This is a genomic window from Providencia sp. JGM181 (genome assembly GCF_018257375.1).
GTDB classification, from domain to species: domain Bacteria; phylum Pseudomonadota; class Gammaproteobacteria; order Enterobacterales; family Enterobacteriaceae; genus Providencia; species Providencia lanzhouensis.
This window is the reverse complement of the sequence record NZ_JAERJY010000039.1, coordinates 1-25,800: the sequence shown is the minus strand read 5'-3', so window position 1 is coordinate 25,800 and position 25,800 is coordinate 1. Positions and strand designations below refer to the sequence as shown.

Below are 25,800 nucleotides of genomic sequence, written 5' to 3'. Positions count from 1 at the left end.
GGTAAAGTTAATTATAAATAAATTTGAGTCAATACCTGAAATCTTAAAAAAACGGAAAATAATAAATAGATGATAGAATAGATAAAAAATAAAGTAGTTTATTACTAAACTATTTAGCTTAAGATGAGTAAATCGATGAGCTCATCAAGATATGGATTGCCGAAATAATTTATGTGATAATCATCACACATAACTATCCTTTCAATTATTATTAATTTATGGTCATTCGCCCGCATCAACACTGGTTCTTTAGGTTGTTCGACTGGCACGGTTCCGTGCTGTCTAAAATCACCTTTAGATTATCGCTTAATATTATGATGTCCATTGTCGCTATTTTAATCTATCAATGGTACGAGCAATTAGGAATACATCTAACAATAGCCCCATTTAGCTTATTAGGGATAGCAATAGCTATCTTTTTGGGGTTCCGTAATAACGCCTGCTACAGCCGTTTAGTTGAAGCCAGAACGCTTTGGGGCGCAATCTTAACCAATCAACGTAATATTTTAAGAAATATAAAAGGATTATTACCGAATGATCCTGAAGCGCATCGCACATTTGCTAATTTGTTGATTGCGTTTAGTTGGAGCTTAAATCACGAACTTAGACGTACTAACCCAAATATAGATTTGTACCGCTTATTGCCGCGGGATGTTTTTTTAGATGTGATTAAAAGTCCTTTTCCTACCAGCCGAATTCTTATGCATATTGGTTTGAGTGTGGGGGCTTTACGGGATAACAATCTGATCAGTGATGTTCTGTTTCAGTCTATCAATAAAGATGTGAACGGGTTATCTGAAGTTTTAGGTGGCTGTGAACGTATTTCGAATACGCCGATCCCCTTTGCTTATACATTGATATTGCAACGTACGGTCTATTTATTTTGTACATTATTGCCGTTTGCGTTGGTGGGGGATTTACACTACATGACGCCTTTGGTTTCAGTATTTGTTTCCTATACGTTCTTGGCGTGGGATGCATTAGCGGAACAATTGGAAGACCCATTCGATGTGCTGGACAACAGCTTGCCACTGAATGCGTTATGTAACGGGCTTGAACGCAATGCTCTTGATATGATTGATGCTAAGCAGTTACCGCCACCACCGAAGCCAAATAAATACTTCAATTTATTATGATGTTAAGTCGCGGTCTTCATTATGTGATAGAGCATGATGAAAGCCGCGGCTGTTTATTAATGGCGCAGATACACATGAGGGGTTGCCGTTTCTGGATGCGGCTGTACCCCTAAATCCGCTTGATACCACTGGGTTAAATTCTCGGTAGTTAACACTTCTTGTGGTGTTCCAGCCACAACTAATTTCCCTTGATGAATAAGATACACTTTATCGGCATAGAGTGCGGTGAGGTTCAAATCATGCAACACACAACAAACGCCTAGCGGCCTTTCACGGGTAAGCTGATGCAATAGCCGCAAACTGTGCTGTTGATGGTATAAATCAAGGGCAGAAGTGGGCTCATCAAGGAATAAACAGGCTGGCGTTGGTTCCGGTTGCCATAACTGAGCTAACACTCGCGCAAGCTGAACACGCTGCTGTTCACCACCGGATAATTGGCGATAATCGTTATGTCGTAGCGGGGTGCAATGGGTTTGCTCCATAGCGATATCAATGGCTCGCTGCTTATGTTCTGAACCATAAGGTGTTCTTCCCATCGCCACAACATCCTCAACACTGAACGCAAATTGTAAATGGCTATGCTGTTTCATCACTGCGCGTTTTTTAGCAAGGCTTTGAGGTTCCCATTCAGGTAATGGGCGGCCTTCGAGCTGGCACTCACCTTTAGTGGGGGAGGTGTAGCCTGTAAGCAATTTCAATAAACTGGATTTTCCCGCACCATTTGGGCCAATAATCACCACCATTTGATTTTGCTGTATAGACAAACTGATATCATCGATTAATGTTCGATTATTAATACGATAACTGAGGTTTTTAGCATCGAGTAAATTGGGCATCGGTTAGATCCTTCCTGCAGGTTGGCGCAGTATTAGCCATAAAAAGTAAGGTCCGCCAATCAAACCCGTTAATAAGCCCACGGGGATTTCTGCGGGAACGGCTAAAGTGCGAGCAAGGGTATCGGCAACTAAGAGTAAGCAAGCACCCACAATGGCAGAACCAGGAATAAGCCAACGATGATCGGGTCCCAATGTCATACGTATTAAGTGAGGAACAACGAGCCCGATAAAGCCAATCACACCACTCATAGCAACGGCGCAGCCAATTAATAGGGCGCTTAGGAATAATAAAACAAACTTACTGCGTTCAACATTTATCCCTAAATAGTGTGCATCTTCATCCCCTAATTGCAGAATATTCAATGTATTGCCTTGCCAAAAGCAGAGTAAGCAAGTGGGGATAATCACACTGGCGGCAATCGCTAGCGATGTCCAATTCACATTGCCTAATGACCCCATCATCCACAAGCTAAATGTGCGTAACTGTTGGTCATTACTCATATAGCTCAGTACCCCAATTAGTGACATACATAGGGCATTGATGGCAATTCCTGCTAATAGCAGCCGTGCCAAATTGCCATTAGACATACGATTGAGGCTAAAAATGATCAGTGAAACCGCTAAGCTGCCAACGAATGCTGCGCCAAGATGACCGTAATTGAGCATTAATGTGGGTAAGGAGAACGGTAAAATGATGAATGCTGCCACACACAATGCGGCACCACTGCTTACCCCTAATAAACTGGGGTCAGCGAGAGGGTTGCGAAATAACCCTTGCATCATCCCACCGGAAACCGCTAAAGCCAGTCCCACTAAAATGGCGAGTAAAACTCTTGGTAGACGAATGGTGAGCCAAATTTGCCAGTCAGGATCGGTGGATGGTGCAAACCAAAGCGCTTTTAACGGTAAGTTAATTGCGCCAGCGGTAGAGGCAGTCACAGTGACTGCCCCTAGTAGCACCAATAACATCAAAATTTTAAATAAAGGGTGCTTAAAACGGCTCATTCGCTTTTTTCTAACGCCTCTCTTAACTGCTGCATAACTTTGGGGGTGCTTAAGCTGAAGCTCAGCATGCCAGTATCATCCACGACTAAAAGAGCACGATTTTTTCCTGCCGGAGTGAGTGCTAACCCCGGTAATTCCCAAACTTTGTCAACGCCACCTAAGGATTTCACACCTTGCTCAGAGATCACGACGAGGTCTGGCTGGCTGTAAATAAGACCTTCTTGAGATAGCGGACGATAGCTAGAGAAGCTATGCATTGCATTTTGTGCACCAACGGCCTTGATCATGCTATCGGCTGCGGTTTTTTGCCCAGCGGCCATCGGTTGTATTCCACCATGGCTCATTAAGAAAACCACTTTTTTATTTAGAGGGCTGGTGGGGATGGCGAGTAGCTCAGCATTAAATTGTTCGACTAATATTTTCCCTTTTTCGGGTAATCCCACTGCCTGTGCGATAGTGGTGATTTTCTCAGGAATGGCTTCTAATTTCGGTTTTCCTGTCACTTTAATCACTTTAACGCCGCTTTTTTCAATTTGGGTTAATGAAATTGAAGGTTGGGAAAGCTCACTGGCGAGCACCAACGTTGGACGCAAAGAGAGCACGCCTTCTGGGTTCAGTGTTCGCATATAGCCGACATCGGGCAACTTAGTTGCTTGCTCGGGATGTAAACTGCTACTGTCACGCCCAACCAGACTATCTTGTGCACCGAGCGCATAGACAATTTCAGTTACATCACCGCCGAGTGTCACTAAACGGTCAGCGCCATGGGCAACCAATGAGGTTGCCAGTGTGATTACCATTAGAAGCCATTGTTTCATCGTCAAATACCTGTGTTAGATTCTTGGCAGGGACATGACTTGCTGGCGCCAGTGTTCTTGCTCTGGCGTCCCTTCCGTGCGTTGTCCGTACATTTGTGCGATTTGGTTGCCTTGGTCATCAAATACTTCCAGGCTTGTCACAAAACCATCTTCTGTTGGTTTACGAGTGACCCAACACTCTGCGACACCATTTTCAATCATATGCAGCGTGAAATCAGGGTTGAAAATATTCAGCCACTTGATGTCAGAACCTTCTGCTTGGTGTGGCATCAAGCGTTTGATTTTGCCTGTGAAAATCTGTACACAACCACGGTTACCCACGAAAATCATAATCTCGTTTTGATCAGCGAAAGCAGTGTTAACCAGCTGATTGAATGAATCATTTGGCACCTGCCAAGCTAAATCATCACTGACCGCGCGGAACACTTGTTGACGGCTTAAGTTATTTTTCTTCAATAAAATGAAAAATTGGTGAACATCCGTCATGTTGCGCCACTCTTGGTCAAGCTGTTGTTTTAGCTCATCGCTGATTGGCTGTGCGTGGTGCGGTTGTACTTTTTCAACGGTTAACAGTGGGTTTTCGGTGGTGGTGTATTTCTCGATAAGCGCATTCCATGCATCCATATCGGTTTCATCGGTGGTATACACTTTGTGCAGCGCATCGCCATGTTTATCAAAGAATTGGATACTATGACGTTCACCTCGTTTAGCCTCTTCAGTGAGTACGAAAATGCTGTCCCAATGAGAGAAAAACATACGCAAATCCAGTGCGCGTGGATTGAGAATTAAACCGCCATGAGGGCTAAATTTGGCATTTTCATAGCGACCGACTTGCTCATGCACCACATACTCATTACGGGTAATGGCTTTGACTGGACCGACAGCTTCCAAAGCAGTTAATAACGTTGGTGCATCAACGCTTAGGCGTTTAGCCTTATCGCGCCCAACGCGGCTATGCAGTAATTCCCCTTCAGAAACATTCAGGTAAGCGGCGAGATCTCTCGCATACTTAGCTTTATTATCTGCTTTGGCTTGTTGATAACGTTCGAAAAGTGCTGAATTCACAGGTTTCTCCTTTATGTAGTGTGAATTACCAATATAGTGTGAATTACCATTGGAAGCTGACGAGCAGCTTAGCATTACGACCATCTTGGGGAATCCCCTGAGAGGAGTAATACTCTTTGTCAAAAGCATTTCCTAAAACAACACTGGTATCTAACCCTTTAAGACTTCCATCTCCTTGATAATTTAGATAGAAATCATGAACGGCGTAGCCCGGTTGTTGCTTCAATTTGGATGTTTTATCGAAATCGGTATGAGTAGTGAACTCACCTAACCAGCCCACAGAGAAACCGCTGTCTGCAACTGGAATAGAGAGGTTACTGGTGAGTGAATCCGGTTTAATGGATTCAATGGCTTTGCCTGTATATTCATTGACGCCGACGGTGTGGTTATAGGCGAGACCCCACGCAAAGTAGTCGGTGGTGTAATCCAATGACACATCCGTTCCCCAAATTTTAGCGCGCTTGGTATTAATGGATGTGGTGTAGTTGTTATTCCAGTTAACACGGTCTGTATTGACGTAGGTGTTAATGTAATCTTTAGCTTTTGTATCGAAATAGCTGGCTTTGAAGCGCAGGTTATCGCGAGCCATGAGTAAGTCATCAAAGCGTAAACCAAAACCATATTCCGCAGTCCGTGTGGATTCAGGCTTTAAGTCTGGGTTAGGGCGCCAATAGTTGGAAATAGGACCGCCTTTGAAGTGAAGGGAATCGTTGTACATTTCCATCATTGTTGGAGCACGGAAAGCTTCAGAGTATGACGCAAACAGCATTGACCACTCGGTTGGCGTGATACTCACCGCCGCTTTCGATGACCATTGATCTTCTTTGACATCTTTATTGCCCTTGGCGGTGGACTTGTAGTTGTCATAGCGAGTTCCCAAAATGAAGGAAACAGGCAAATCTTTTAAGGTAATCTCATCCTGAATAAAGCCAGCCGCAAAGGTGATTTCTGCATCAGGGAACTGAGTGGTTCCAGCGTAAGGAGTCTGTTTTTGACGATACGCTTCAGTACCGTAGGTAAAGTTATGTGCAGCGAGTGGTAACTCATAGATATCGGAGCGGTTATCCAGTTTGATACCATACGTTTTTTGGCTGCGTCCTTCGTAGTTAGACTCTTTCCCTTTGGAGGTGATATTCACATCAGAGTAATACGGAGTCGCTTTTAAATTGAGCCATGAATTATCGTCTGGATTTAATTGATAGGTTGCTTGCAAATCACGCTGACGCGTTGTGCGGTTAACCTTTTTATTATCGTTGCTGGTGGCGAGCTGTTGCGGGTCTTTTGGCTCATAAGCATCATTATTGTAATAACGAACTTGTCCAGACAGGGTTTGCGCATCATCCAGTTGCCATGTGCCTTTACCGAGCATATTGGCAATGGTTTCTTTGTTATCCATTTTCTCGCCGCCACCAAGGCGAACATCACCGCTTTCTTTCGTCACAAAGCTGAATAGACCATCAAAATCATCGGTTTTACCAAAAGCGGAGCCGCCAAAGCCAAAACTGTGATCCCCGGTAGCGCCTTGAGTGAAAACGCGGAAACCTTGGTTTTGACCTTCACGCAGTAAATCTTTCGCATTCACGGTTTCCCAAGCAATCACGCCGCCCATAGCACCGCTGCCGTATAAAAGTGCTGACGGACCGCGAATGATTTCCACTTGTTTGATAAGCGCAGGGTCAAGAAATGTTCCGTTAATGTGCCCAGTATCCGTACCTTGGCGAACGCCATCGACGAGCGTCAAAATTCCACGACGGTCAAACCCACGCATGCTGATATCTTGACCGTTAGTACGGCTAGTTCCTGTCAGTGCAATACCCGGTACTTTCCGCAAAATATCGTTAGCATTATTGGCTGTTTTGGTTTCTGGTGAATCATTTTTAATGACGGTAACCATCATCGGCGTATTAAAGCTATCTCGCTCATTACCCGTGGCATAAACCGTCATCACATCGTGGTGAGTGTTAGTTAAATGGTTATTGTTAGTTGGAGATTTTTCAGTCTGTGCGGTTGCCATTAGAGGCAGCAAGGCACTCGCCAGCACAGATAAGCGTAATACTTGAGACATACAGGTGATACTCCCTAAAAATTGTTAACTCTTTGATGAGTGCGATGCACCGTTAAAAACAGATTTATCATCAGAGCGTTATGGCGTGTTTATAGGGTGTTGAGACAAAGACGCTTTCAACGGAATAGGGGAAAAGGGGTATTTGAACCCAACAAGCGATGATAGGGTTCGAAAGTTCGCCTTGAGGTTATCCTGATTTACAGCAGCAAAGCCCGTAATAAACACCATAAGAAACCGTGTCCTGATGTATAGAGTTAAGCTGGCTGCCTAGTATGACGACTTAGGTGGCTTGCGAGATAGATTGTGTTTTTAAAGCTAATTGTGTTTTTAAAACTAACTGTATTTTTAAAGCAAATTGCGTTGTGAAGACTAAAAACTATTTGGTTAGAATTAATTTACCTGTGCGAGTTTGACGCAATTGATAAATTTCACCTCGGTGCTCAATGGCGATTTTTCCTGATGTACCTAATAATTTTTGGCTTTCAATAAGCCCATTTTTAGCAGCAAAATCAGTCAATGAGGTTGATTTTGTGGTTTCTTCAATAATGTCAGAAAGTGGCTTGGTCATGTTTTTCACCACAGAAATTTTGTTGTCAATAAGAATGATATTGATAATTATTATCTTTAAAAGCATTGGCAATATCAAGCGATTTTCACAATTGATCAACAAACACTGTTTACCAACAAAAGAGCCGTATCGCGGATACGGGCTACCTTTATGATGTAAATGGGGATTTACCTAACTTTTGGAGGAGGGATTGAGCCGATCCTGAAATTACTGAAATTTGTTAGTACATATTTGTTTTTAAAAGCTCTATACACTCTTGGGCGCCGCGTTTGAGTACTTGACCTTTTAAACAGACCACATGGATAGGAAGCACTAACCCATTCGGGGTGTTTTTAAATTCTAAACGCTTGAGTAAACCCGCCTCTAAATCAGTTTTGATTAATGAAGCCGGTAAATTTCCCCAACCCATCCCTTTTTTAACTAATTCTAACGCCATCGTGAAGCTATCCGTACGCCAATAATGGCTAGAAACAATAGAGCGGAAATCACTGATAGGGTGGTGAGGGCTCGCGACAATAATCTGGCGTGTTTGAACAAGATCTTCGATATACAATGCATTATTCGGTTTATTAGAGAGGTAATCGGCGCTGATGGTCGCTGTTAATGATTCATAACCAATACATTCGAATTGTTCCTGAGCATTGACATATAACCCACCAAAAGCGATAGCCAATTGAACGCGCTCACTGTGCAATAGTGGCAAAATATCATCTTGAGGAGCGGTGATCAGCTCCACATGCATCAACGGATAACGTTGACTCAGCGTGTACAATGCATCAACTAACACATTGGGATTAACCCCTTCAGCAACTCCGATCGTGAGTGTACTTTCCACACCTTGAGTGAGCTCTCGTGAGAAAACATTCAATTGGCGCAAATTATCCACAATATTTCGGGCATAAGGGGCGAGGGAGAGCGCTTGTTCTGTGGGTTTGGGTTCTCGCGTATGGCGTTCAAACAGTGAAAAACCAAGCTCTGCTTCAAGGTTGGCAATCGCCATGCTAACCGCGGAAGGGACTCGATGAAGCGCTCTTGCCGCTGCGGAAAAAGAGCCTTTATCGAGCACAGTTAAGAAAATCATCAGGTTTTCGCTATTAAATGGCATCTTAGACCTTTCAGTTTTGTTGATAGTAGCTGACTTTTATTATCATTAATGTTGATTTAATTTACCAGCCTTCGGCAAACAGAATATGAGATAAAATATGCAAGGTATTAAACGCAAAGTGGTTTTTATTACGAGCTACGAAGTCATTGGCTGGATGATTTCATCGTTAGCACTGGCTTTTCTTTCGGGGAATTCCGCGGGAACCACAGGACCTTTAGCACTGGTGATCACCACGATTGCGGTGACATGGAATTTTATTTTCAATGTGGCATTTGAATATTGGGAATCAAAGCAGAAATCAAGAATTAGAACGTTTAGACGTCGTTTTGCCCATGCGGTGTTATTCCAGTTAACGTTGGTGGTATTTTTGATCCCACTGATTGCATGGTGGTTATCAATATCGCTCTGGCAGGCACTTATTTTAGATTTTGCCCTGATTATCTTTATCCCGATTTATACTTTTTTCTTTAACTGGGCATTTGACAAAATTTTTGGGTTACCAAAATCTGCATTGGCGCAAGAAAAAACCACTGCGTAGCGTGAAAGAGATGGCTATGAGGCCATCTCCTTGGTAACTAAGCTTATTTCACGCTAAAAATCTGGTGATATCTTTTAGGATTTAAACGCAAAAATAGCAGTAATGTCATCATAACCAGGACACAATGCAGCAACCAAACAGGGGTAAAACTGTGACTAAATTGCTGTAATGCTGCCGCAACCAAAGGTCCAAAAGCGGCGATGATAAAACCGCCTGCTTGCATTAAGGCAGTCAGGATCCCCGCGCTAGCAGGATGAGGGATATGATCTAAAGAGGTAATAATGGTTAAGGCGAAGCAGCCACCCAGTCCACAGCCCAGCAGACCTACCCACAGCAACGGTAGTGTATTAGGAAACAGGATTAACCCGGCAAATCCCAATGCTTGGCTCACCAGCGTGACAGTGAGCCAAAAGCGACGGTCAACATTATGGGATGCTAATACCGGGATCATCAGTGCCGCAGCTGCTTGAAAAATAGTTAAAATCGCCACCAAAGAACCGCTTTCTGTGGCGCTAAATCCTTGTTGTTGAAAGAAAGGCGCCAGCCATGTCACGGCAGTTGCATAGCCCGCATTCACCAAACCAAATCCCGCCATTAATAGCCACGCTCTGGGCTGCTTAAGGTAGGTCAATACACTCAGCTGAGCTGGCGTATTTTTCGTGTCCGAAGAGCGAATATTCATGATGACGGCAATCAGGGCGATCAGCGCTGGTAATGCCAGCCATGCAAGCCCACTTTGCCAATTCCCTGAACGGTGGGTAATTAGCGGTGTTAATTGTGCTCCCAGCGCGCCACCGATCATCAAGGTAGCTGAATATAATCCCGTCATGGCGGCCATTTTTTGTGGAAACGAAAATTTTATCAAGCCGGGGAAAACCGCTTGAATATAAGCCGCTCCCATTCCACACAAAAATGCGGTCATTAACAGTGCGTTCGCATCAGAAACAAATAATCGGCAGAAAGAGCCTATCAGCAGCAGTAGCATCGCGAGGCTGATACCCCACTTATCACCTAATTTTTGATTTAATGCGGGGACGACCAAAGCTCCAAAACCCATGAGTAACATGGGGATCAGCGTTAACAGTGAAACGCTCTGGTAGCTCATTCCGGTGGTTTGAATGATATTTTCGATGACTGGCCCAGGTCCTGTCATAAAGGGGCGTAAATTAATACCGACAAGGGCAATTGTCAGAATCAAGCCAAAAGAGGCAGAAAGTGGTTTTTTCATGTTTACGCGTGATGCTGTTGCCACCAAGTTTGATACAGCATGGATTGCGTTTCATCCTTCGGTTTTAATTGGGTAAATTGCAAACCATCTTGTCGGTCAGGAGAGACTCTTAATGCTTCAGCTATTGCCTCTGTCGATAATCCAAAAGGTTCAGCATCTTGGTTTGAATAGGCATAAACGACACGTTTAATGCCAGACATCCGGATCGCAGCAAGGCACATCGGGCAAGGCTGACCGCTAGCATAGACGGTGCACTCATCGAGTCTGACGCTATTTAGCACCTCTCCTGCTTGGCGTAATGCGAGTAATTCAGCGTGTGCAGTAGGGTCGTGTCGCTCCAACATTTGATTCACGCCAGTGGCAATAATTTTCCCATCTTTGACGACCACTGCACCAAACGGGCGTCCACCTGCGGCAACATTGTCCGCGGCGAGGGTGATTGCATGTTGTAAAAATTGTTTATCGAGCATGGCTTGTGCTCCTGATTTATCGAGTATTCTAATAAGATTACTGATGAGTTGACATGGTGTCATTTCAGTAATGTCCATCAAATGCGTTGTTCCCTTCAATCTAATCAAAAACTGTGATATTTAAAAATTAAATAATTAAATCTCAGGTATTAAAAAAATGAATTCGTTGCTTAATTTTGTATTATTGAAAACATTCGTTACCGTCGCAGAAACGGGAAATTTTACGGTGGCTTCACAACAATTAAATTCAACGCAATCGACGTTAAGTCAGCAAGTTCAGCGATTAGAAAGTCTTATTGGACAGCCGTTGTTTGTAAGGGGGCATCGGATGTTAACCCTGACAGAAACAGGGGAAGTGTTGCTTGGATACGCGAAAAATATTCTGGCACTTAACGATACGTTTTTTATGAAAATAACAGGCAATGCGATTATCCAAACTCTGCGATTAGGGTTTCCTGAAGATTTGACGTCGGGATTAGTGACACCAACATTGGCGGCATTTATGCAAGCGCATCCTAATGTCCGATTAGAGGTGACTAGCGGGTTGAGTCGCCAACTACAGCAACGCTATCAACATGGTGAGTTGGATTTGATCATTGTGAAACAACGAAAAGGGGAGTTTCATAGTGATTATCATTGGTCAGAGCCTCTTTGCTGGCTAGCGAGTCGCCAGCAACATGTTCTTCCCTCGGATTCTGTTCCTCTGATTGTTTTTCCAGAGAATGGGCTGTACCGGAATGATATGTTTAGGTTGTTAGATAATGAACAACGCCCTTGGCACATTACTTATACTTGCACTAGTCTGGCAGGTATCCAAAGTGCGATTACCGACGGATTAGGCGTTAGCCTGTTACCCGTACGCGCGAAATTACCCCAGCATCGAATCTTGACAGCAGAAGAGGGGTTTCCTCCTGCCCAAGAGATGGAACTGGCGATGCATTTTCACAAAGAATCATCGGAGATGGTTTCAGTATTGGCGGAGCAGTTAGCTCATCAATTAGAACCGCGTTAATTGGCGATGGGCTTGAGCAAATCACTGTAAAGTTCCGTTAAGATCCCATTTGCCATAAACTCTTTTCTGATCCATTGGGTGACTAGCCCTGTCGCAGAGTGTTGAGTGGCTAATAGCATGTGAGAATCCTGCCTTGGGTTTTGTATTTGCTTCGTGACTAGGACTCCAGTTTTTACATGTTCTTTGACCATATAGTCGGGTAGGAATCCGATCCCTTCACCCAAGATTTGGCACTGGCATTTTGTGTTGAAATCGGGCACTTGAATCGCCTCTTGCCCGTGCAGTAGCCACCCAACGCGTTTATTGATGGTATGCGCCGTATCTTCCACCATAATATTTGGGTAGAGGCGAAGCTGGCTTTCGGCAATTGGCTCAGGCATTAAGGCTAAAGGGTGGCTAGACGCTATTGCAAATTGCCAGTGTATGGCACCAATTTCGGTGTAATCAATCCCGCCGCCATCCATGAGTGTACCCGGCGCCCCAATCGCAATATCCGCATGGTTATTGATAATGGCATCCCAAACACCGTTATACACTTCCGTGGTTACAGTGATCTGGCAAGTACCAAATTGCTTTTTCAAGATTTGCAGCAATTTCGCCGTATGGTAAGGGGTGTAGATCAACTGATTGATACAGATGCGAACACGGGCTTCAATCCCTTGTTCAATGGAGTCGATACTTTTTTTGATGAGATGAAAATTATTCAGAAGGTCGGTGGCTTTGCGATAAAAATAGTATCCCGCTTCGGTCAGCTCAATATTACGGGTATCGCGGATAAACAGAGCGACATCTAAATAGGTTTCGATGCGTTTTATGGTGTAGCTCACCGCGGAGGTGGTAATTCCAAGTTCTTCGGCCGCTTTACTGAAACTGGCAAATTTAGCCGCGGTGGTATAGGTCAATAAATTTTCTTCGGTAAAAATAGAGTTCATGTGTCGTGTCCCAAAGTGCGTGAAAATTAGCCGAAATAACGTTTTCTGTGAATACTATTCAATAGCTTAAAAAACAGGCTTTTTATCGATTGTTTTTGATAGCCTTCTGCGGGGGTATTTATCTATTCTGTACAATCAATAGTATTTAATTTATGTCACCCCAAAAAGCAACTAATGAAACGCATGTTTACATTCAAACTAATTAATATTATTGAATTTAATAAAAAATAAGTCATTAGGGAATATCGGGTTAATAAACAAAAAAATCACAATGTTAACAATTTGAAAACCTTTGATTTGATGCCTGTCACAAAATTGAAGAAAGAATAAATTGGTAAACAGATTAACAAAATAACCTGGTCAAATTGCATAGAAAATAGACAAAAAAACATCAATAAAGGTCAGTGAAGGATGCTTTCACGCACAAAAATGCTCGATTGTTGAATTTAAATCAATAATAGGGTGGCAGATTGATGAATTAAATTTAAATGGATTCTATTTATTAATGGCAATTGTTATGCTCTAACCATGCTAAATAATCTTTAATTCATATTTAATTTGGCTATCAGAAAATTGAAATAGCTAAATGTGGAGAGCGTTATGACAGAAAACACACTCGTTCAAGATTTTCTTAAAGCAGCAGAACAAGGTCAATTAGCTATTTTAAAAAATTGCCTTGAAAAAGGTGTTGATATTAATAGTACCAATCGACAAGGTCGCACTGCTATTGTGAATGCCAGTTTAAATCAGCACTATGAGTGTGTTGATTTTCTTATTCATGCTGGTGCTGATATTAATAAACAAGACCAAACCTGTTTTAACCCATTTTTATTAAGTTGCCTAAATAATGATTTAACATTATTGCGTTTAGTATTACCTGCTAATCCTAATTTAGATTTACTAACCCGTTTTGGTGGTGTTGGGATCACGCCAGCGAGTGAAAAAGGGCATGTGGAAATTGTGCGTGAATTACTGGAAAACACGGACATTAATGTTAATCACACCAACTTTGTCGGCTGGACTCCGTTGCTAGAAGCGATTGTGCTGAATGATGGTGGCGTAAAACAGCAGCAAATCGTAAAAATGCTGTTAGAGCACGGTGCCAACCCACATATGACAGATAAATACGGTAAAAAGCCGTTAGAGCTGGCACAGGAAAAAGGCTATCACGAAATTGCTGAATTACTGATTGCAGCGGGTGCGTAACCACCCATAAGGGGGATTGTGAACAGACACCAATCTCAGCGGCAAAGCATTTATGGGTTAACGGCTGATGTACATTTCTTGCATCTTTTGCATCAGCCATCATTAACAGGGAATATAGAGCAAGTTTTTAATAAAGCCATTAATTTTTCAATTGATAACCAACTTTATACCTTGCTTGGCTCGCAAACGGATAATGCTCCTAATAGCTGCCGAATTATTAATAAGGATTTTTCACCGTTAAATATTACTGCGGGGGATTCTGTTTATATTTTAAATAATGAAATCCATATTGGTGAAAAATATACTGTTTCATTTTTATTATGTAAGAAATGGAACCCACCAACGGTTTATTTTATTAATGAAAAATTAACCGAAGAAAAATACCGTTATTTTCTTCAGTCTAAAATTAACGAAATTGATTCTATTTTAAATGATAAAACACACTCTCTGTTTAACTACCAAGGGGACAATGGTTTTTATCTTGAATCATCAAAAAAATTAAATGAATTACGCTCTAGTTTAATTAATTTATTAATCAATAAAAGGCACCAAGGATTGACGAATATTGTGAGCCAGTTTGTTGGATTAGGAATTGGGTTAACACCTTCGGGAGATGATTATTTAGTGGGACTAATGGCTTTTTTGTTGTTGAAACACCACCCTGCGAATTCCTGCTATCCGAGCTTTTATCAAGGGATTTCGCAAAGCAAAGCGAATACAACACCCATCAGTGCCATCACGTTAGAAAAAGCATTAAACCAAGAGTATCGCGAAAATATACATCAACTAATTCAATGTTTAGTTGATGGGCGAGAAACAAATATTTATCCACAAATTTTAGAGATTTTAAATATCGGGTCTAGTTCAGGTTGCGACATGCTATTTGGCATTCGCGATGCGCTGTTTCTGACTCATTATTTCGGAGAAACACATGTCGACTAAAGTAGTCATAAAAAAGAATACCTATTTTGATTCCGTGTCATTGATGTCTATTTCCACCAAAGCCAACCAACTTGAAAATGTTGAGCAAGCCTTTGTGGCAATGGCAACAGAAATGAATAAAGGCGTATTAAGAAACTTAGGTTTATTAACACCAGAATTAGAAGAAGCCAAAAACGGCGATTTAATGATAGTGATTAAAGGGCCTAGCGATGAAGCCAATGATGCGACATTGATTGCTATCGAAGACCTGTTTAATAAGAAAAATCAAGGCGGCGGGCAGCATGAAGCCAAATACGCCACAATCAACTCTGCAAAAACGCACATTCCTGATGCTAACTTAGCGGTTATTTCGGTTAATGGGCAATTTGCGGCTCGTGAAGCGCGTATTGCACTGGAAAATGATCTCAACGTGATGCTGTTCTCCGATAACGTCTCGATAGACGATGAGCTGGCACTGAAACAGTTGGCGAGCCAAAAAGGGTTGTTGATGATGGGACCAGACTGCGGAACGGCGATCATCAATGGGACAGCCTTGTGTTTTGGTAACAATGTTCGTCGCGGTAGCATCGGAATTATTGGGGCATCCGGTACGGGGAGCCAAGAACTGAGTGTACGCATCCATGAGTTTGGTGCTGGAGTTTCTCAGCTAATTGGTACGGGTGGTCGTGACCTGAGTGAAAAAATTGGCGGCATCATGATGATTGATGCACTGAAAATGCTGGATGCAGATGATGAAACCCAAGTCATTGCACTCATTTCTAAGCCACCAGCACCTATGGTTGCCAAAAAAGTGTTAGAACAAGCTGAAAAATGCCATAAGCCAGTGGTGGTTTGTTTCTTAGGAAGTCAACCGTTACCGGATGATAAACCCGGCTTAACCTTTGCCCAAGGCACCAAAGAAGCTGCTCTGAAAGCGGTTTTACTGACAGGCATTCGTAAAGAAGATTTAGACCTTCACCCTCTCAATCTGCCATTAATTGATGAAGTCAGAGAGTTACTCAAACCGGAACAAAAATACATTCGTGGTCTTTTCTGTGGCGGCACATTGTGTGATGAAGCAATGTTTGCAGCGCTGGAAAAATACGATGACGTCTACAGCAATATTCAACCTAACCCTGACTACCGTCTGAAAGATATCAATAAAAGTGTTGCCCATACCTTCCTCGACTTTGGCGATGATGATTTTACCAACGGTAAGCCACACCCAATGATCGATCCAACAAACCGCATCGAGCGTTTACTGCAAGAAGCTCGTGACCCAGAAGTTGGTGTGATCATGATGGATTTCGTGCTTGGCTTTGGCTCTCATGAGGATCCGGTCGGTGTGATGATTGACGCTATCAAAACAGCAAAAGAGATAGCGAAACAAGAAGGGCGTGAACTGGTGATCCTTGGCTATGTGCTGGGTACTGACCAAGATACGCCATCGATGGATGCACAGGTCAAGATGCTCACCGAAGCAGGTGTGATTTGGGCGAGTAGCAGTACCAATACAGGTTTATTAGGACGTGAGTTTGTCTGGAAAGGGGAGAAAGCGTAATGACTTCATTATTTAAACAACCATTGAACGTTATCAATATCGGCATTGAGATGTTCAGTGATGATCTGAAAAAACAGCACGTTCCGGTGACTCAGCTGAATTGGACGCCGCCGGGGCAAGGTAACGTTGCTGTGATCCGCGCGCTTGACCAAATTGAAGGCAACGCGGCGTTACAAGAAAAAATCGCGGTTGCGAATGCTCAAGCGCTTGAGCGTATTATTCAGTCCCAGCCTGTGCTCGTGGGTTATGACCAAGCCATTAATGTGGTACCGGGCATGACGAAAAACACCATTCTACATGCCGGTCCACCAGTGGCATGGAAAGATATGTGTGGCGCAATGAAAGGTGCGGTGACAGGCGCTTTAGTTTTTGAAGGATTGGCAAAAGACTTAGCGGATGCTGAACGTGTTGCAGCTTCGGGGGAAATTATCTTTTCCCCATGCCATGAACATGATTGCGTAGGGTCAATGGCGGGTGTGACATCGGCATCGATGTTTATGCACATTGTCGAAAACAAAACTTACGGCAACCGTGCATTCACTAACTTGAGTGAGCAGATGGCAAAAATCTTGCGCATGGGTGCCAATGACCAAAGCGTTATTGACCGCTTGAATTGGATGCGTGATGTGCTGGGTCCAATGCTGCGTGACGCCATGAAAATCGTCGGTGAAATCGACCTGCGTTTAATGTTGGCACAAGCGTTACATATGGGTGATGAATGCCATAACCGCAACAATGCGGGAACAACATTGCTGATCCAAGCGCTGACCACGGGAATTATTCAAACCAATTTTACGGTTGCCCAGCAAAAAGAAGTCTTTGATTTCGTGGCAAGTAGCGACTATTTCTCGGGTCCTACATGGATGGCAATGTGTAAAGCTTCAATGGATGCGGCGCACGGTATTGAATACAGTACTGTCGTGACTACCATGGCACGTAATGGTTATGAGTTTGGTTTACGCATTAGCGGGCTACCGGGGCAGTGGTTTACAGGTCCTTCTCAGCAAGTGATTGGTCCAATGTTCGCGGGTTATAAACCGGAAGATTCAGGTTTAGATATTGGTGACTCGGCTATCACAGAAACTTACGGGATTGGTGGATTTGCGATGGCAACAGCACCGGCTATCGTGGCGCTCGTTGGGGGAACTGTTGAAGAGGCGGTGGATTTCTCTCGCCAAATGCGTGAAATCACCCTTGGTGAGAACCCGAACGTCACTATTCCATTGCTAGGTTTCATGGGAATTCCGACAGCGATTGATATCACGAAAGTTGCCGCTAGTGGCATTCTTCCGGTGATTAACACGGCGATTGCGCATAAAGATGCAGGTATTGGAATGATTGGGGCAGGGATTGTACATCCTCCGTTTGATTGCTTCGAAAAAGCGATGCTTTCTTACGCGAAACACTATGCATAGTGGTATTGAGCCCAAAACTCACTAAGCAAAAAATAATGCCCGGCTTCGGCCGGGCGATAAAAATAAAGCAACGCATTCCCTAAATTGTTCAGTGGCATAAGAGATAGACCGTCAACAACGTGCTGCTAAGGTGTGAGGGGAATGGGAGTAAGAATATGAGTCTATTAAATATTAAATGGAAACGTGGTGATTTGGCGGCCTATTTTGGTTTGATGACCAATAACCTCACGAACCTACTCACCATGATGGGCTTACTGATTTTTGTTGTCGGCATCCCAGCGGAAATTGTTTATGGTCGTATCGCGCCAGCGTTTGGTTTTGCTGTATTGCTTGCCAGTGTAAGTTACGCTTACTTTGGTCAGCAGATGATCAAACAAACGGGACGAAATGACGTCACGGCACTGCCATCAGGGCCAAGCGCACCTTCTATCTTCACCGTAACCTTCTTAGTGATCATGCCGGTTTACCAAACCACCAAAGATCCTGAATTTGCTCTGCAAATTGCGTTGGTCTGGTGTTTTGTGGAATCAATGATTTTAGTGGGGGGCTCTTTCCTTGGTGAAACCATCCGTAAGATGATCCCGCGTACCGTATTATTATCGTGTTTATCGGGTCTCGGATTATTGTTACTGGCAATGAACCCGATGCTGCAAGCATTTGAAGCACCAACGGTATCGTTTATTGTCCTACTGTTAATTTTCATCAACTGGTTTGGTAAAAAGCCTATCTTTGCACGTATTCCTACAGGGTTGCTGCTGCTTATCGCGGGTTCTGCCTTAGCATGGATTTCGGGTTTACAAAGCCCAGAAGCGATTACGGCATCCATGGCGTCATTTGGTTTTAACCCGCCAAGCATCCATGTGGATAGCTTCTTCCAAGGTTTACCTCATGCACTGCCGTACTTAGCCTCAGCGGTACCTTTAGGTTTAGCGAACTACATCTTTGACCTTGAAAATATTGAAAGTGCTCACGCAGCGGGTGATGAATACAACACACGTAAGGTGATGCTAGCAAACGGTTTATCTTCAACCGTGGGCGTCGTGCTAGGCAACCCATTCCCTGTGACTGTGTATGTGGGTCATGCGGGTTGGAAAGCGATGGGCGCGAGTGTGGGTTATACCTTAGCATCTGGTATCACTATGTTTATCGTCCCGTTATTTGGTATCGGAGCATTTATGCTCGCGGTGATCCCAATGACGGCCATTGTCCCTATCTTAGTGTTTATCGGTGTGGTGACAGCCAACCAAGTGGTGCGAGAAACACCGAAAGTCGAAGTGCCTGTGATTTTTATCTGCCTATTCCCATGGATTGCGAACTGGGCATTGACGATGGTTAACAGTGTCATGGGAGCGGCAGGGACGTCTGCAAGCGCGATTGGTACGGAAGTTCTTTTACATAAAGGCGTTTACTATCAAGGTCTGGTTCACTTAGGCAACGGTGCACCATTGGCAAGTATGTTATGGGGCTGTATCGCTATCTTCGCTATCTTAAACAAGCCGTTACGTGGTGCGATTGCGGCGGCAGTGGGTGCGGTATTGGTCTTCTTTGGCATCATCCATTCTCCGGCCGTGGGTATTGCAACAGGTTCGGCATTGATGTTTGTCTACGCATACCTCATGATGGCGGCTTTGTTTGTTATCAAACACTTTTTAGATGGTCGCCAATCAGTGGAGCAGCAACAAGCTGAAAAAGCTGAAAAACTGAGTAAATCAGTGTAATACGCCAATCTTTATAGTGGGTGTGCGCGGTACACCCACTATCTGCTAAATATTCGGTATCAGGATCCTTAATCATGAAAGAACTCGTGGTTGTTGCCATCGGGGGCAACAGTATTATTAAAGATAACAGCAGCCAATCCATTGAAGCTCAAGAAAAAGCGGTTCAGGAAGTGGCTCAGCACATCAGCGATATGCTCAAAGGTAATTACAACATTGTGCTGACTCACGGTAATGGGCCGCAGGTAGGGTTAGATTTGCGTCGCGCTGAAATTGCTCATGTGACTGAAGGATTACCACTGACACCGCTGGCTAATTGTGTGGCGGATACTCAAGGGGGGATTGGCTATTTAGTCCAGCAAGCACTCACTAATGTATTAGCGAAACAGCAACATCGCCAAGCGGTAACGGTAGTGACCCAAGTGGAAGTCGATAAAAATGATCCGAACTTTGCTGCACCGACTAAGCCGATTGGCGCATTTTTCAGTAAAGAACAAGCGGATGTATTGCAGCAGGAAAACCCAGATTGGCACTTTGTTGAAGATTCAGGGCGTGGATATCGCCGTGTGGTGGCATCCCCTGAACCTAAACGTGTCATTGAGTCAGCGGCAATTCGTACATTGACCGAACATGATTATGTGGTTGTTGCGGCAGGCGGCGGTGGGATCCCTGTGGTGAATAATGGGCAGGGCGGTTATCAAAGTGTGGATGCCGTTATTGATAAAGATTTATCGACCACGCTATTGGCGAAAGAGCTCAATGCGGACATTTTAATCATCACCACAGGCGTTGAAAAAGTGTGTATTCACTTTGGCAAACCGGAACAAAAAGCCCTTGGTGAAACCTCAACGACGGATATGCAGCGCTATATGGCAGAGGGGCATTTCCCAGCGGGGAGCATGCTACCGAAAATTGAAGCCAGTTTATCGTTTATCGCTAATGGTGGTAAGCGTGTGATTATCACGACTCCTGAAGCTCTGCCAGCAGCGTTACGTGGAGAGACGGGAACCCATATTATTCAAGGCTAAACCTCACTCGTTCGGCTTCGTATGATGAGGTCGAACTCTCGATGATAAGGAGTTGCTATGAATGCAGAACAGTTGTCTGGGCGCAGAGAGTTTCTGACGACAAGCGCAAAAGTGGTGGCGGCTTGTACATTATTAGGTTCAGTATCTGCGGGGGCGGCGGTGCAAAGCGTACCGCAGTCTGGTGTTTCTCGTATCACAGATAAACATTATTATCTTGATGATGCGTTACTTGAAACAGGTTTTAATTTCCGTGATAGTACGGTGATTGGGACACAAACTGAGCTAAAAACCATCGAAATTAATGATGGTAAAATCGTGGCGGTGTTACCCAATAAACAGCATCCAAATACCGTTCTGAATGCGTACAGTGCGCAAGGCAAATTGATGCTTCCTGCATTTCGAGATATGCATATTCATCTGGATAAAACCTTTTACGGAGGACCATGGCAAGCGCCACAGTCCCGTGAAGGTAAAACTATTATGGATATGATAGCCCTTGAACAGAAAATGTTGCCTGAATTGCAGCCTTTCACGCAAGAAAGGGCGCATGCACTGATTGATTTAATTCAATCTCATGGTTCGACCATCGCACGCAGCCATTGCAACATTGAACCTGTTTCTGGATTGAAAAATCTTGAAGCACTGCAAGCGGTGTTGGATAAACGTCAGCAAGATCTCACGTGCGAAATTGTGGCATTCCCTCAACATGGTTTACTGCTTTCAAAATCAGTCCCTTTGATGCGAGAAGCGATGCAAGCAGGAGCGCACTATGTGGGTGGGTTAGATCCGACCAATGTCGATGGTGCGATGGAAAAATCCCTTGATGCGATGTTCCAGATTGCACTGGATTATAACAAAGGGGTTGATATTCATCTGCATGAGACAAGCCCGGCAGGACTTGCCGCTATCAACTATATGATAAAAACCGTGGATGAAAATCGTAGCTTGCGTGGCAAGGTGACGATTAGCCATGCCTTTGCGTTAGCTATGTTAAATCCTGAAGATGCTGATGCGATGGCAAAACGCTTGGCTGAGCAGCAGATTACGATAGCGTCGACCGTACCTATCGGTACATTGCATATGCCATTAAAAACGTTGAATAAAAATGGCGTGTTTGTGATGACGGGGACTGACAGTGTGATTGATCACTGGTCACCATTTGGTCTCGGGGACATGTTAGAAAAAGCCAATTTATATGCGCAGTTGTACACGCGCCCTGATGAGTTGGCATTATCTCGCTCCCTTGCTATTGCCACGGGTAACGTATTGCCACTGGATGAAAAGGGCCAGCAAGTGTGGCCAGCAAAAGGCGATGATGCCAGTTTTGTGCTGGTGGATGCCTCTTGCTCAGCAGAGGCAGTTGCGCGTATCTCGCCAAGGCAAGCCGCGTTTCATAAAGGGTATTTGGCCAGTGGCGCAGTTGAAAAGTCATTAGGCTGAGAGCCGTTGTTTATAGATATAGAGTTTATAAAGCCCACATTGGTGGGCTTTTGTATTTTTATGGCGTAGCGAGTTTAATCGCTAGGTACTTAATCGTTTTTATAAATTGCGACTTGCGGTTTACCATCGTTACCGATTGTTCCGCGGTACATCCCTTCTGAATTAAACTCCATCGCGTAGTTACCTGTTTTATCCAACACAATCACACCACCACTTCCGTTCAGCTCTTTGACTTCATCCAATGCATTACGGGCGGCTTGGTCGATAGGCGTTTTGTTGTATTTGACTTGGGCGGCGATATTGTGGGCGGTGGCGGTACGGATAAACATTTCGCCGGAGCCTGTGGCTGAAACAGCGACCGTATTGTTGTCAGCGTAGTTTCCAGCACCAATGATAGGGGAGTCACCGACACGACCAAAACGTTTATTGGTCATGCCGCCTGTGGATGTCCCTGCGGCGATATTGCCGTTTTTATCGAGGGCGACTGCGCCAACGGTGCCATATTTGTAGTCATACATCATTGGGTCAATAAAGAGAGCTGCAGTTTTACCATCATGGTCGAGTACCACTTTCTCTTTTTCTTTGGCTTTTTGAAGTTGCTGCCAACGGAAGTCAGTGCGGAAATAGGATGGGTCAACGATTTCAAGACCTTGCTCTGCGGCGAATTGCTCAGCACCTTTAGAAACCATCATGACATGAGGGCTTTTGGTCATGACGGCATAAGCAGCATTAATCGGGTTTTTAATGTTGGTGACACCTGCCACAGCCCCCGCTTTACGGTTGCTGCCATCCATAATCGACGCATCCATTTCATTTTTGCCTTCGTGGGTAAAAACGGCGCCTTTTCCTGCGTTAAATAGCGGGGAATCTTCCATCACATTAATAGAGGCTTGTACCGCATCAAGGCTACTACCGCCTTTATTGAGTACCGCATAGCCTGCTTCTAAGGCTTCGGTCAGTTTTTCTTGATACTCTTTTTCTTGTGCTGGAGTAATGGTGCCTTTGGTAATAGTACCGGCTCCCCCGTGGATCACTAATCGGATTGGTGGCTCGCTTACGGCATAAGCGTGCAGAGAAAATGAAGCTGCCAATAAACATCCTAGTAGAGATAATTTCATGATTATTTCCTTCCAGTTATTTTGTTATTAGTCACTTTTTAAGCAAAAAAAAGTATAGGAGGGAAAATACCTAGCCAGCAACATTGATAGAGGGTTTCTGTGATAATGGCTGAAAGAATTTCAGATATTTTCAGTAAATACGAATAAGGGGTGTGAGTGGCTATGAAGGGTTTAAAAATGATGAAATTTGGCGATGGATGAGATCGCCAAATCTGGGATAATTTATTTTGCGCCAAGTTCTTTTCGGATGATCTCTGCGCCTGCGCTTAACGCGTTGAGTTTCCCTCTGGCAACATCGCGAGATAATGGCGCCATGCCACAGTTAGTTGATGGGTAAAGTTTGTCTGCATCAACAAATTGTAGGGCTTTTCGCAATGTATTGGCGACTTCTTCCGGGGTTTCGACAGTGTTGGTTGCCACGTCAATTGCACCGACCATCACTTTTTTACCACGGATAAGTTCAATTAAGTCCATCGGAACGTTGGAATTATGGCATTCCAGTGAAACGATATCGATATTTGAGCTTTGCAGTTTCGGAAAAGCTTCTTCGTATTGTCGCCACTCAGAACCTAGTGTTTTCTTCCAATCGGTGTTGGCTTTGATGCCATAGCCATAACAGATATGTACTGCGGTTTCGCATTTCAGTCCTTCAATGGCTCTTTCGAGCGCCGCGATCCCCCAGTCATTAACTTCATCAAAAAATACGTTAAATGCGGGTTCATCAAATTGGATGATATCGACGCCTGCGGCTTCTAACTCTCTCGCTTCTTGGTTAAGAATTTTAGCGAACTCCCACGCCAATTTTTCGCGGCTTTTATAGTGGTTATCATAGAGCGTGTCGATCATGGTCATTGGACCCGGTAATGCCCATTTAATCGGTTTGTCAGTGAGTTGACGCAGATATTTGGCATCATCCACAAACACGGGTTTTTGACGAGCAACAGCGCCCACAACGGTTGGTACGCTGGCATCGTAACGGTCACGAATTTTTACCACTTGGCGTTTTTCAAAATCTACGCCACTCAAGTGTTCAATAAAGGTGGTCACAAAGTGCTGGCGAGTTTGTTCGCCATCGCTCACGATGTCGATGCCTGCACGGAATTGATCGTCCAGTGATAAACGCAAGGCATCTTGTTTACCAGCGATAAGTTCTTCGTTTTGCAATTTCCATGGCGACCAGAGTTTTTCTGGTTCTGCTAACCAAGATGGCTTCGGCAAGCTGCCGGCTGTGGAAGTGGGTAATAATATTTTCATTGCAGGTGACCTTTTATTTTATTTTTTATAAATACGCGATTTTATTAAATTGACCGATTTCTATTAAACGGAATAGCTTGCAGACCATTTTTCCAAAATTGTTTGGTAAGGCTTAATGAAGTGCTCTTCAGTGAATTTACCTTGTTCAATGGCAAGTTGGCTGCGCTCTTCACGGTCATAAACAATTTTGGTTAATGAATAATCCTGCTGATTTAAGCTCGGTTGATAACATTCACCCGCTACCGTGTTGGCATTATAAATTTCAGGACGATAAATTTTTTGGAACGTTTCCATGGTGCTAATAGTGCTGATTAACTCAAGGTTGCTGTAGTCGCTCAGCAAGTCTCCTGTAAAATAAAAGGCTAAAGGAGCAACGCTATTTTTCGGCATAAAGTAACGGACCTGTAAGCCCATTTTACCAAAGTATTGCTCTGTTAAAGAGGCATTACTTGGCTGATATTCAATGCCTAATATAGGGTGTTGATTCCCTGTGCGATGGTAGGTATCTCTATTTGAAACACTTAAACAGATCACCGGTGATTTATTAAAGTTCGCTTTGTACTCTTTGGAGTTAATAAACGATTTAAAAATATTGCCATGCAGGCAGCCAAATTTAGTTGGAATGCTAAACTCTGCTTGGTCTTTATTATGTTCCAAGAGTAAAACGCTAAAATCATAGTCCCGTACGTAGGAGGAAAAATTATTTCCTACAATCCCTTCAATACGCTGCTGCGTTTTTTTGTCAATGATGTTGGTTTTTAAGATTTCAATGACTGGGAAGCTGCTGACTTTTTCTTCGATATTCATCTCGACAGAGATAATTTCCAACTCAACAGCATAGCGATCGCTTTTAGAGTTATCCCAATATGCCAATGAATTGAAGCGGTTGTTGATCATCGACAATGTGTTACGCAGATTTTCCTGGCGGCTTTTGCCTCTGGCTAAATTCGCAAAGTTAGTGGTAATTCGCGTGTTTTCCGATGGGTTGTAATTTTCATCAAAAATGCTGCGCGTAATATTAAAGGTAAATTCTGTATTCATGATTTTTGCATCCTAGCCCTAATAGGAAAACGGCGTTTATTTCTTGATTACAGAGATGTTGCACGTTTTCTCATTCATCAATTTTATGTAGCCAGTAAGTTAATATGTTTAATTTATGCCAGAGCGGGGCGGGGAGTTAAAGCGACTTAATTTCATTTCGAACATGAAGAAAGTTCATGATGAGGGGAGGTAAATAGATGGGTTTCACTTTGACTCTATGTGCTTGTTGACGATTTAATGCAATTCATTTTTTGAGCTGATCAGATGGCAAAAATATTAGTTTTATATTTAAATAATATTGAATTCTTAATGTTCTAGTCTGC

Annotated in this window: 23 protein-coding genes; 10 read left to right on the top strand and 13 right to left on the bottom strand. The window is 43.7% G+C overall.

Annotation, left to right across the window (positions count from 1 at the left end; genetic code table 11):
• The first annotated feature begins 218 nt into the window (after positions 1-218).
• Positions 219-1,136, top strand: a complete 918-nt coding sequence (locus tag JK188_RS07555; RefSeq protein ID WP_211886234.1) for a bestrophin family protein — start codon at positions 219-221, stop codon at positions 1,134-1,136.
• Positions 1,137-1,192: 56 nt separating this feature from the next.
• Here JK188_RS07555 and JK188_RS07550 read toward each other — a convergent pair whose 3' ends face one another.
• From JK188_RS07550 to JK188_RS07520, 7 genes are all read right to left on the bottom strand, one after another.
• Positions 1,193-1,972 carry a heme ABC transporter ATP-binding protein gene (locus tag JK188_RS07550; RefSeq protein ID WP_211886232.1) on the bottom strand — a complete coding sequence of 260 codons (780 nt, stop codon included), beginning with the start codon at positions 1,970-1,972 and terminating at the stop codon, positions 1,193-1,195.
• Positions 1,973-1,975: 3 nt separating this feature from the next.
• Positions 1,976-2,977, bottom strand: a complete 1,002-nt coding sequence (locus JK188_RS07545) for a FecCD family ABC transporter permease (protein ID WP_211886230.1) — start codon at positions 2,975-2,977, stop codon at positions 1,976-1,978.
• On the bottom strand, positions 2,974-3,795 hold the full coding sequence (locus tag JK188_RS07540; protein WP_211886228.1) for a heme/hemin ABC transporter substrate-binding protein: 822 nt from the start codon (positions 3,793-3,795) through the stop codon (positions 2,974-2,976). Before JK188_RS07540 ends, JK188_RS07545 begins: the two co-directional genes overlap by 4 nt.
• Positions 3,796-3,810: 15 nt before the next feature.
• Complete coding sequence (locus JK188_RS07535) at positions 3,811-4,860, bottom strand: hemin-degrading factor (protein WP_211886226.1); 1,050 nt, start codon at positions 4,858-4,860, stop codon at positions 3,811-3,813.
• 43 nt (positions 4,861-4,903) lie between these two features.
• On the bottom strand, positions 4,904-6,925 hold the full coding sequence (locus JK188_RS07530; RefSeq protein WP_211886218.1) for a TonB-dependent hemoglobin/transferrin/lactoferrin family receptor: 2,022 nt from the start codon (positions 6,923-6,925) through the stop codon (positions 4,904-4,906).
• A 376-nt stretch (positions 6,926-7,301) separates the two neighbouring features.
• Positions 7,302-7,493: a hemin uptake protein HemP gene (gene hemP, locus JK188_RS07525; RefSeq protein ID WP_132495728.1), complete on the bottom strand. Its 192-nt coding sequence runs from the start codon at positions 7,491-7,493 to the stop codon at positions 7,302-7,304.
• Between the two features lie 220 nt (positions 7,494-7,713).
• Positions 7,714-8,598 (bottom strand): LysR family transcriptional regulator, encoded by an 885-nt coding sequence (locus tag JK188_RS07520; protein WP_132495726.1) that lies wholly within the window; start codon positions 8,596-8,598, stop codon positions 7,714-7,716.
• Between the two features lie 97 nt (positions 8,599-8,695).
• Here JK188_RS07520 and JK188_RS07515 point away from each other — a divergent pair, with 97 nt between their 5' ends.
• On the top strand, positions 8,696-9,136 hold the full coding sequence (locus tag JK188_RS07515) for a PACE efflux transporter (RefSeq protein WP_211886216.1): 441 nt from the start codon (positions 8,696-8,698) through the stop codon (positions 9,134-9,136).
• Positions 9,137-9,179: 43 nt separating this feature from the next.
• Here JK188_RS07515 and JK188_RS07510 read toward each other — a convergent pair whose 3' ends face one another.
• Entirely contained in the window at positions 9,180-10,364 is a 1,185-nt protein-coding gene (locus JK188_RS07510; RefSeq protein ID WP_187129478.1) for a cyanate transporter, read from the bottom strand.
• 2 nt (positions 10,365-10,366) lie between these two features.
• Positions 10,367-10,834, bottom strand: coding sequence for a nucleoside deaminase (locus tag JK188_RS07505; RefSeq protein ID WP_211886214.1), 468 nt, complete (start codon positions 10,832-10,834; stop codon positions 10,367-10,369).
• A gap of 157 nt (positions 10,835-10,991) precedes the next feature.
• Here JK188_RS07505 and JK188_RS07500 point away from each other — a divergent pair, with 157 nt between their 5' ends.
• Complete coding sequence (locus JK188_RS07500) at positions 10,992-11,846, top strand: LysR substrate-binding domain-containing protein (RefSeq protein WP_211886213.1); 855 nt, start codon at positions 10,992-10,994, stop codon at positions 11,844-11,846.
• Here the strand turns inward: JK188_RS07500 and JK188_RS07495 are convergent.
• Positions 11,843-12,778: a LysR substrate-binding domain-containing protein gene (locus JK188_RS07495; RefSeq protein WP_036951088.1), complete on the bottom strand. Its 936-nt coding sequence runs from the start codon at positions 12,776-12,778 to the stop codon at positions 11,843-11,845. The genes JK188_RS07500 and JK188_RS07495 overlap by 4 nt on opposite strands.
• Before the next feature lie 600 nt (positions 12,779-13,378).
• Here JK188_RS07495 and JK188_RS07490 point away from each other — a divergent pair.
• The 7 genes from JK188_RS07490 (at position 13,379) to JK188_RS07460 (ending at position 22,064) form a co-directional block, all read left to right on the top strand.
• Positions 13,379-13,984: an ankyrin repeat domain-containing protein gene (locus JK188_RS07490; protein WP_154627397.1), complete on the top strand. Its 606-nt coding sequence runs from the start codon at positions 13,379-13,381 to the stop codon at positions 13,982-13,984.
• Between the two features lie 18 nt (positions 13,985-14,002).
• Complete coding sequence (locus JK188_RS07485; RefSeq protein ID WP_211886212.1) at positions 14,003-14,926, top strand: DUF2877 domain-containing protein; 924 nt, start codon at positions 14,003-14,005, stop codon at positions 14,924-14,926.
• A complete protein-coding gene (fdrA, locus tag JK188_RS07480) occupies positions 14,916-16,466 on the top strand; it encodes an acyl-CoA synthetase FdrA (RefSeq protein ID WP_211886209.1) in 1,551 nt (516 codons plus the stop codon). The genes JK188_RS07485 and fdrA overlap by 11 nt, the downstream gene beginning before the upstream one ends.
• The gene (locus tag JK188_RS07475; RefSeq protein WP_036951080.1) at positions 16,466-17,881 is read left to right on the top strand and encodes a DUF1116 domain-containing protein; all 1,416 of its coding nucleotides are present in this window, start codon (positions 16,466-16,468) and stop codon (positions 17,879-17,881) included. Before fdrA ends, JK188_RS07475 begins: the two co-directional genes overlap by 1 nt.
• 155 nt (positions 17,882-18,036) lie before the next feature.
• Complete coding sequence (locus JK188_RS07470) at positions 18,037-19,599, top strand: xanthine permease (protein WP_132495712.1); 1,563 nt, start codon at positions 18,037-18,039, stop codon at positions 19,597-19,599.
• Between the two features lie 74 nt (positions 19,600-19,673).
• A complete protein-coding gene (locus JK188_RS07465; protein ID WP_132495710.1) occupies positions 19,674-20,624 on the top strand; it encodes a carbamate kinase family protein in 951 nt (316 codons plus the stop codon).
• Positions 20,625-20,681: 57 nt separating this feature from the next.
• Positions 20,682-22,064: an amidohydrolase family protein gene (locus tag JK188_RS07460; protein ID WP_211886207.1), complete on the top strand. Its 1,383-nt coding sequence runs from the start codon at positions 20,682-20,684 to the stop codon at positions 22,062-22,064.
• Positions 22,065-22,153: 89 nt separating this feature from the next.
• Here JK188_RS07460 and JK188_RS07455 read toward each other — a convergent pair whose 3' ends face one another.
• From JK188_RS07455 to JK188_RS07445, 3 genes are all read right to left on the bottom strand, one after another.
• Entirely contained in the window at positions 22,154-23,182 is a 1,029-nt protein-coding gene (locus JK188_RS07455; protein ID WP_211886206.1) for an isoaspartyl peptidase/L-asparaginase family protein, read from the bottom strand.
• Between the two features lie 222 nt (positions 23,183-23,404).
• On the bottom strand, positions 23,405-24,436 hold the full coding sequence (locus tag JK188_RS07450; RefSeq protein ID WP_211886205.1) for a methionine synthase: 1,032 nt from the start codon (positions 24,434-24,436) through the stop codon (positions 23,405-23,407).
• A 63-nt stretch (positions 24,437-24,499) separates the two neighbouring features.
• Complete coding sequence (locus tag JK188_RS07445) at positions 24,500-25,477, bottom strand: DUF1852 domain-containing protein (RefSeq protein WP_211886203.1); 978 nt, start codon at positions 25,475-25,477, stop codon at positions 24,500-24,502.
• Positions 25,478-25,800 lie beyond the last annotated feature (323 nt).

Coding starts and splice junctions, on each gene's coding strand:
- JK188_RS07555 (WP_211886234.1), top strand. CDS start 219: ATGGTCATTCGCCCGCATCAACACTGGTTCTTTAGGTTGTTCGACTGG.
- JK188_RS07550 (WP_211886232.1), bottom strand. CDS start 1,972: ATGCCCAATTTACTCGATGCTAAAAACCTCAGTTATCGTATTAATAAT.
- JK188_RS07545 (WP_211886230.1), bottom strand. CDS start 2,977: ATGAGCCGTTTTAAGCACCCTTTATTTAAAATTTTGATGTTATTGGTG.
- JK188_RS07540 (WP_211886228.1), bottom strand. CDS start 3,795: ATGAAACAATGGCTTCTAATGGTAATCACACTGGCAACCTCATTGGTT.
- JK188_RS07530 (WP_211886218.1), bottom strand. CDS start 6,925: ATGTCTCAAGTATTACGCTTATCTGTGCTGGCGAGTGCCTTGCTGCCT.
- hemP (WP_132495728.1), bottom strand. CDS start 7,493: ATGACCAAGCCACTTTCTGACATTATTGAAGAAACCACAAAATCAACC.
- JK188_RS07520 (WP_132495726.1), bottom strand. CDS start 8,598: ATGCCATTTAATAGCGAAAACCTGATGATTTTCTTAACTGTGCTCGAT.
- JK188_RS07515 (WP_211886216.1), top strand. CDS start 8,696: ATGCAAGGTATTAAACGCAAAGTGGTTTTTATTACGAGCTACGAAGTC.
- JK188_RS07510 (WP_187129478.1), bottom strand. CDS start 10,364: ATGAAAAAACCACTTTCTGCCTCTTTTGGCTTGATTCTGACAATTGCC.
- JK188_RS07505 (WP_211886214.1), bottom strand. CDS start 10,834: ATGCTCGATAAACAATTTTTACAACATGCAATCACCCTCGCCGCGGAC.
- JK188_RS07500 (WP_211886213.1), top strand. CDS start 10,992: ATGAATTCGTTGCTTAATTTTGTATTATTGAAAACATTCGTTACCGTC.
- JK188_RS07495 (WP_036951088.1), bottom strand. CDS start 12,778: ATGAACTCTATTTTTACCGAAGAAAATTTATTGACCTATACCACCGCG.
- JK188_RS07490 (WP_154627397.1), top strand. CDS start 13,379: ATGACAGAAAACACACTCGTTCAAGATTTTCTTAAAGCAGCAGAACAA.
- fdrA (WP_211886209.1), top strand. CDS start 14,916: ATGTCGACTAAAGTAGTCATAAAAAAGAATACCTATTTTGATTCCGTG.
- JK188_RS07475 (WP_036951080.1), top strand. CDS start 16,466: ATGACTTCATTATTTAAACAACCATTGAACGTTATCAATATCGGCATT.
- JK188_RS07470 (WP_132495712.1), top strand. CDS start 18,037: ATGAGTCTATTAAATATTAAATGGAAACGTGGTGATTTGGCGGCCTAT.
- JK188_RS07465 (WP_132495710.1), top strand. CDS start 19,674: ATGAAAGAACTCGTGGTTGTTGCCATCGGGGGCAACAGTATTATTAAA.
- JK188_RS07460 (WP_211886207.1), top strand. CDS start 20,682: ATGAATGCAGAACAGTTGTCTGGGCGCAGAGAGTTTCTGACGACAAGC.
- JK188_RS07455 (WP_211886206.1), bottom strand. CDS start 23,182: ATGAAATTATCTCTACTAGGATGTTTATTGGCAGCTTCATTTTCTCTG.
- JK188_RS07450 (WP_211886205.1), bottom strand. CDS start 24,436: ATGAAAATATTATTACCCACTTCCACAGCCGGCAGCTTGCCGAAGCCA.
- JK188_RS07445 (WP_211886203.1), bottom strand. CDS start 25,477: ATGAATACAGAATTTACCTTTAATATTACGCGCAGCATTTTTGATGAA.